Origin of the sequence: Xanthomonas sp. SHU 166 (genome assembly GCF_000364685.1) — a bacterium.
Lineage (GTDB): Bacteria > Pseudomonadota > Gammaproteobacteria > Xanthomonadales > Xanthomonadaceae > Xanthomonas_A > Xanthomonas_A sontii.
Map to the genome: position 1 here is coordinate 1 of NZ_AQOJ01000522.1, position 5,681 is coordinate 5,681.

Sequence of the window (5,681 nt, forward strand, 5' to 3'; positions counted from 1 at the left end):
CGGCGCGCTGCAACAGCGCCTTGACCGGGATCGGGTTGGATTCGATGCCGCAGAACGCATGGAACGGCTGCAGCCGCGCGTCCCAGGCCTGCGCGGGTTCGGCCTGGCGCGCGCGTGCCAGGTCGCACAGCCGCCGGTAGGCGCGCGGCAAGGCATTGGAGGCCACCGAGATCAGCCCGTCGAAGCCGGCCAGCATCGCCTGCGCAGCGCTGCCGTCGTCGCCGCTGAACACCGCGAAGTGGTCGCTGCGCAGGGCCGCCAGCGCGGCGATACGCTGCGGGTCGCTCACGGCTTCCTTGATGCCGACGATGTTCGGATGCTGCGCCAGTTGCGCCACGGTCTCCGGCAGCAGGTCGCAGCCGGTGCGGCCGGGCACGTTGTACAGCACCACCGGCAGGCCGCCCTGCTCGGCGACCGCGGTGTAATGCGCGATCAGCCCCGCCTGGGTCGGGCGCACGTACGGCGGCGTCACCACCAGCGCGTACTGCGCGCCACCGGCGGCGGCGCGCTGGGTCAGCGCCACGGTCTTGGCGGTGCCGGACAGGCCGGTCCCGGCCAGCACCGGTACGCGCCCGCCGATCGTCTGCACCGCCTCGCGCAGGATCCGGTCGTACTCCTCGTCCAGCAGCGTGGCCGCCTCGCCGGTCGATCCCGCCACCACCAGCCCCTGCACGCCGCCGTCGAGCTGGCGTTTGAGCAGCCGCTGCCAGGCGTCGAGGTCGAGGTCGCCATTGCCCTGGAAGGGCGTGGCCAGGGCGGTGATGATGCCGGAGAGGGACAAGATGCCGGGTGCTCGCTGGGAGAAGAGGGCCGCGCAGGCTGCGCGGACGGGTCGGCCCCGCACGCGGGGCAGGGTCGCCCCGCATGTTACTTGCGGCCCGAAAGCGCGGGCAAGTATGCTGCACACCATGCCGGGCGACCGCCCGGATGCCGTTCAGCCTTACGCAATGCCGGAAGCCCCTTTGACCGACACCACGCCCCGGCCCGCGCCGACCGAAAACCACCTCCTGATCAACGCCTACACGACGCATCCGGAGTCGCCCTTGTTGCCGGTGACGCGTCGCATCGCCGACAGCGGCTGCAATCTCGTCGATGCGCGCCTGGCCACGGTCGGCCGCGACGTGTCGGTGACCGCGCTGGCGACCGGCTCGTGGGATTCGGTGGCCAAGCTCGAAGCCATGCTCACCCGCCTCGACCGCGAGGAAGGCATGAAGCTGGTGTGGTACCGCACCGGCGCCAAGCAGGCGCAGTCCAATCTGCTGCCGTACATCGTCGAAGTCATCGCCGCCGACAAACCCGGCATCCTGTTCCAGTTGGCCGACTTCTTCGACCGCCAGGGCATCACCATCGAGAACCTGCAGAGCACGCGCTACCGCGCCATGCAGACCGGCGCGGAGATGTTCTCGGCGCAGGTGACGATCGGCGTGCCGGCGAACATGCACATCGCCGCGCTGCGCGACGACTTCCTCGAGTTCTGCGACCACCTCAACCTGGACGCGATCATGGATCCGATGAAGTTCTGAGTGCGCCGCGCTGGACACCGACGCAATCGAACGCAGATGATGGCGATGCACGCGGAGGACACCCCATGAAGGACGGCGACACCCTGGACCGCACTACGCTGGCCTTGCCGCTGGCGCTGTCCGGCGGCGCCAGCGCCACGCTCGGCGATTACGCCGGCCGCTGGCTGGTGCTGTATTTCTACCCGAAGGACAGCACGCCCGGCTGCACCACCGAGGGCATCGAGTTCAACGCACTGCTGCCGCAGTTCGAACAGGCCGGCGCCACTGTGCTCGGCGTGTCGCGCGACTCGGTGAAGTCGCACGACAACTTCTGCGCCAAGCAGGGCTTCCGCTTCGCCCTGATCAGCGATGCCGACGAGGCGCTGTGCCGCGCCTTCGACGTGATCAAGGAAAAGAACATGTACGGCCGCCAGGTGCTGGGCATCGAGCGCAGCACCTTCCTGCTCTCGCCGACCGGCCAGCTGGTCCGCAGCTGGCGCAAGGTCAAGGTTCCCGGCCACGCCCAGGCCGTGCTCGACGCGCTGCAGGCCGCCGCCCAGCAGTGATCACCGCCGTTTCCCGCACCCCGCATCGCCCTGCCCCGCAGGCAGCGATGGCGCGTCCCTGCTCCTCTTTCAGGAATCCATGATGACCCGAGGCAAGCGCATCTACGTGCTGGATACCAACGTGCTGATGCACGATCCGACCGCGCTGTTCAAGTTCGAGGAACACGACGTGTTCCTGCCGATGCAGGTGATCGAGGAACTGGACAATGCCAAGAAGGGCATGTCCGAAGTCAGCCGCAACGCGCGCCAGGTCAGCCGCTTCCTCAACGAGCTGATCGAGGGCGCCGGCGCCGAGCAGATCGAATCCGGCATTCCGCTCAGCCATCCGCAGGGCATCCAGCTCAAGAGCACCGGCGCCATCGGCCGGCTGTACTTCCAGGTGCGCCCGGTCGAGCCGGGGCGCAGCTTCGGCAGCGTGGCCCCGGACAACAAGATCCTGGCCGCGGTGCTGGCGCTGCGCGAGGAGCAGCCGGAAATCCCGGTGATCCTGGTGTCCAAGGACATCAACCTGCGGATCAAGGCGGCGATCAGCGGCCTGGTCGCCGAGGATTACGAGAACGACCGCGCGCTCGACGATTTCAGCCTGCTCTACACCGGCGCGATCGAACTGCCGGAGGATTTCTGGCAAAAGCACAACCAGGACCTGCGCAGCTGGAGCGACAAGGGCCGCACCTGCTACGAGATCGCCCTGGCCGCCGATGAGGACTGGTATCCGAACCAGTACCTGTACCTGCCGGGCGAGGACGAAGTGGAACTGCGCGTGGTCAAGGTCAACGCCGAGCGCAAGGCGACGCTGGCGCTGGTCGACGACTTCCGCAGCGGCCAGCACGCGGTGTGGGGCATCGCCGCGCGCAACCGCGAGCAGAACTTCGCGCTCAACGCGCTGATGGACCCGGAAATCGACTTCGTCACTCTGCTCGGCACCGCCGGCACCGGCAAGACCCTGCTGGCGCTGGCCGCGGGCTTGGCGCAGACCATGGACCAGCAGCGCTACCGCGAGATCATCATGACCCGCGCCACGGTCAGCGTCGGCGAGGACATCGGCTTTTTGCCCGGCACCGAGGAAGAGAAGATGACGCCATGGATGGGCGCGCTCACCGACAACCTGGAAGTGCTCACCCACACCCAGGAGGGCGGCACCTGGGGCCGCCAGGCCACCAACGACCTGCTCGCCAGCCGCATCAAGATCCGCTCGATGAACTTCATGCGCGGGCGCACCTTCCTGTCGCGCTACCTGATCCTGGACGAGGCGCAGAACCTGACCCCGAAGCAGATGAAGACGCTGATCACCCGTGCCGGCCCCGGCACCAAGATCGTGTGCCTGGGCAACGTCGAACAGATCGACACGCCCTACCTGACCGAGACCACCTCCGGCCTGACCTATGCGGTGGACCGCTTCAAGGCCTGGCCGCACAGCGCGCACATCACCCTGCGCCGCGGCGAGCGTTCGCGCCTGGCCGACTACGCCTCGGAGGTGCTGTGAACGCGGCGGCCGGTGCGCGCCTGGCGGGCGCGGCGCTGGCCATGGCGCTGCTCGGCGCCTGCGCCACCTCGCGCGGGCCGGCCACGGTGCCGACCGCGGTCAAGGCCGGGCAGTCGTGGATCGTCACCCGCAACAGCACCGCCGCGCAGGTGCTCGACACCTGCGCGCGCGACAGCCCGGCGCGCCAGGACGGCGCGGTCACCGGCTACTGGATCCCGACCCCGGAACAGATCGCGCAACTGGAGGCGCACCTGGCGCAACTGCAGCCGCAGATCGCCGACCCCACCGCGTCCGATCGCCAGTACGTCGGCATCCTGTACCGCGGCAAGCAGGCGATCTACGTCAACGCCTTCGCACCGGACGACGGCAGCGAGCGCGACCCCACGGTCGACGCGGTCAAGGTCTGCGGCGGCGGCAGCCGCTTCTGGGGCGCGGTCTACGACCCGGCCAGCGCCCGCTTCTCCGAGGTCGCGGTCAACGGCGCACGCTGAGATGGCCGCGGGCAGGCGCCAACGGCGGCACGCTGGGGCGGCTGCATCCTGCGACCGCCGCGCCGCGGCTGCTTCGCGCGCGGCATGAACCTGGAACTGCCACGCTGGGCCTGGGCCTTCGCCGGGGCGCTGGCCGCCGTCGCCGGCATGGTCAACGTGGTCGGCTATCTCGGCTTCGAGCATCAGGCGGTCACCCACCTCACCGGCACCACCACCCTGCTCGGCGCGGCGCTGGCCGACGGCGACGCGCGCGCGATCGCGCAACTGGTCGGCGTGGTGCTGGCGTTCCTCGGCGGATCGATGCTCGGCGGCTTCATCGTGCAGGACAGCCGCCTGCGCCTGGGCCGCCGCTACGGCGTGGCGCTGGCGCTGGAAGCGCTGCTGCTGCTGGCGGCGATGCAGGCGTTCAAGCAGCAGCAACTCGCCGGCGCGGTCCTCGCCGCGATCGCCTGCGGCCTGCAGAACGCCACCACCACCGTCTACAGCGGCGCGGTGGTGCGTACCACCCATCTCACCGGTATGTTCACCGACCTGGGCATCGGCCTGGGCCAGGCGCTGCGCGGTCTGCCGCTGCCGCGCCGGCGCATCCGCCTGAGCCTGCTGATCATCGGCGGCTTCCTGTGCGGCGGCGTGCTCGGCGCGTGGGCCTACCGGCAGGTCGGCTTCGACGCACTGCTCGGCCCCGCCGTGCTGACCGGCACGGTCGGCACGCTGTACGCGCTGCAGGCGCACTACCGCAGCCGCGAACGCTGAAGGCGCGGCCGAGTGCATCAGCGACGCCAGCCCTGCACAATCGGCGCATGAGCGAACCCACCGTCGTCTCCGCGCTGAGCATCGCCGGCACCGATTCCGGCGGCGGTGCCGGCCTCCAGGCCGATCTCAAGACCTTTGCCGCGCACCGCGTGCACGGGCTGGCGGCCGCCGCCGCGCTGACCGCGCAGCACACCCGCGGCGTCACCGCGGTACATGTGCCGCCGCTGTCGTTCCTGCGCGCGCAGATCGATGCCTGCTTCGCCGACTTCGACATCGCCGCGGTCAAGCTCGGCATGCTCGCCAACGCCGAGGTGATCCACCTGGTCGCCGATGCGCTGGAGGAGTACCGCCCGCCGTGGGTGGTGCTGGACCCGGTGATGGTGGCCACCAGCGGCGCCAAGCTGCTGCAGGACGACGCCCTGGACGCGCTGCGCGGCCGCCTGTTGCCGCTGGCGACACTGGTGACGCCGAACGTGCCGGAAGCGCAGTTGCTGCTCGGCCGCCCGATCGACAACGCCGACGACGCCGAGCACGCCACCGCGGCGCTGCTCGAGGCCGGCGCACAGGCGGTGCTGCTCAAGGGCGGTCATCTGCAGGAAGGCCAGCGGGTGATCGACCGCTACGACGACGGCGTCAGCCGCAGCGAGTTCAGCCACGCACGACTGGCGCTGGACGCACACGGCACCGGCTGCACCCTGGCCGCGGCGATCGCCGCACAGCTGTGCCAGGGCCTGGCCTTGCCGGCCGCCTGCGAAGCGGCGATCGACTACGTGGCGCGCGCCCTGCGCGGCAGCTACCGGCCCGGCCGCAGCGACGTGGCGGTGCTGGATCACTTCGGCGCGGCGCGCGGCCCATGAGCGCAGCGCCCATCGCCGCGACGGCGGTC

At 70.3% G+C, this 5,681-nt stretch carries 7 protein-coding genes; 6 read left to right on the forward strand and 1 reads right to left on the reverse strand.

Translation table 11 applies throughout. The features are described 5' to 3' along the window. A partial coding sequence (gene dapA, locus D180_RS13260) for a 4-hydroxy-tetrahydrodipicolinate synthase (RefSeq protein ID WP_017913168.1) occupies positions 1-781 on the reverse strand: 781 nt, incomplete at its 3' end. Between the two features lie 166 nt (positions 782-947). Here dapA and D180_RS13265 point away from each other — a divergent pair. The 6 genes from D180_RS13265 to thiD all read left to right on the forward strand — a co-directional run bounded on the left by D180_RS13265 (position 948) and on the right by thiD (position 5,652). Beyond that, positions 948-1,523, forward strand: coding sequence for a glycine cleavage system protein R (locus D180_RS13265; RefSeq protein ID WP_087943489.1), 576 nt, complete (start codon positions 948-950; stop codon positions 1,521-1,523). A 65-nt stretch (positions 1,524-1,588) separates the two neighbouring features. Next, the gene (locus D180_RS13270) at positions 1,589-2,068 is read left to right on the forward strand and encodes a peroxiredoxin (RefSeq protein WP_017913169.1); all 480 of its coding nucleotides are present in this window, start codon (positions 1,589-1,591) and stop codon (positions 2,066-2,068) included. Between the two features lie 82 nt (positions 2,069-2,150). Further along, complete coding sequence (locus D180_RS13275; RefSeq protein ID WP_026144466.1) at positions 2,151-3,551, forward strand: PhoH family protein; 1,401 nt, start codon at positions 2,151-2,153, stop codon at positions 3,549-3,551. 41 nt (positions 3,552-3,592) lie between these two features. Continuing rightward, on the forward strand, positions 3,593-4,042 hold the full coding sequence (locus D180_RS13280) for a hypothetical protein (RefSeq protein WP_198526555.1): 450 nt from the start codon (positions 3,593-3,595) through the stop codon (positions 4,040-4,042). Between the two features lie 84 nt (positions 4,043-4,126). Next, the gene (locus tag D180_RS13285) at positions 4,127-4,795 is read left to right on the forward strand and encodes a YoaK family protein (protein WP_017913171.1); all 669 of its coding nucleotides are present in this window, start codon (positions 4,127-4,129) and stop codon (positions 4,793-4,795) included. Positions 4,796-4,842: 47 nt separating this feature from the next. Beyond that, positions 4,843-5,652, forward strand: coding sequence for a bifunctional hydroxymethylpyrimidine kinase/phosphomethylpyrimidine kinase (gene thiD, locus D180_RS13290; protein WP_017913172.1), 810 nt, complete (start codon positions 4,843-4,845; stop codon positions 5,650-5,652). Positions 5,653-5,681: the final 29 nt, after the last annotated feature.